Raw genomic sequence first — 1,142 nt, 5'->3', positions numbered from 1 at the left:
ACCATTGGTCACGTTGACCACGGTAAAACCACTCTGACTGCTGCTCTGACTCGCGTCTGCTCCGAAGTTTTCGGTTCGGCCGTCGTTGAATTCGACAAGATCGACAGCGCACCAGAAGAAAAAGCTCGCGGTATCACTATCAACACCGCTCACGTTGAGTACAACTCGACTATTCGTCACTACGCTCACGTTGACTGCCCAGGTCACGCTGACTACGTGAAGAACATGATCACCGGTGCTGCCCAGATGGACGGCGCGATCCTGGTTTGCTCGGCAGCTGATGGTCCGATGCCGCAAACCCGTGAGCACATCCTGCTGTCCCGTCAGGTAGGCGTTCCGTACATCGTGGTTTTCCTGAACAAGGCTGACCTGGTAGACGACGCTGAGCTGCTGGAACTGGTTGAGATGGAAGTTCGTGACCTGCTGTCGACCTACGACTTCCCAGGCGACGACACTCCGATCATCATCGGTTCGGCTCGTATGGCGCTGGAAGGCAAAGACGACAACGAAATGGGCACCACTGCCGTTCGTAAACTGGTTGAAACTCTGGATACCTACATTCCAGAACCAGTTCGTATGATCGACAAGCCATTCCTGATGCCAATCGAAGACGTATTCTCGATCTCCGGTCGCGGTACTGTTGTGACTGGTCGTATCGAGCGCGGTATCGTTCGCGTTCAGGATGCACTGGAAATCGTTGGTCTGCGTGACACCACCACCACCACCTGCACTGGTGTTGAGATGTTCCGCAAGCTGCTCGACGAAGGTCGTGCTGGCGAGAACTGCGGCGTTCTGCTGCGTGGTACCAAGCGTGACGACGTTGAGCGTGGCCAGGTTCTGGTCAAGCCAGGTTCGGTCAAGCCGCACACCAAGTTCACCGCAGAAGTTTACGTTCTGAGCAAGGAAGAAGGCGGCCGCCACACTCCGTTCTTCAAAGGCTACCGTCCACAGTTCTACTTCCGTACTACTGACGTGACTGGTAACTGCGAGCTGCCAGAAGGCGTTGAAATGGTAATGCCAGGTGACAACATTCAGATGACTGTTACCCTGATCAAAACCATCGCGATGGAAGACGGTCTGCGTTTCGCTATCCGTGAAGGCGGTCGTACCGTCGGCGCTGGCGTCGTAGCCAAAATCATCGA

At 55.2% G+C, this 1,142-nt stretch carries 1 protein-coding gene; it reads left to right on the top strand.

Annotated features, from left to right (window positions below; translation table 11 throughout):
- A partial coding sequence (gene tuf / locus CXF97_RS13965; protein WP_101159029.1) for an elongation factor Tu occupies positions 1–1,142 on the top strand: 1,142 nt, incomplete at both ends.

The sequence above is a fragment of the Pseudomonas sp. Choline-02u-1 genome, assembly GCF_002836515.1.
In the GTDB taxonomy this organism is placed as follows: domain Bacteria; phylum Pseudomonadota; class Gammaproteobacteria; order Pseudomonadales; family Pseudomonadaceae; genus Aquipseudomonas.
The sequence above is the reverse complement of the archived record's forward strand: the minus strand, read 5'-3'. Positions and strand labels throughout refer to the sequence as shown.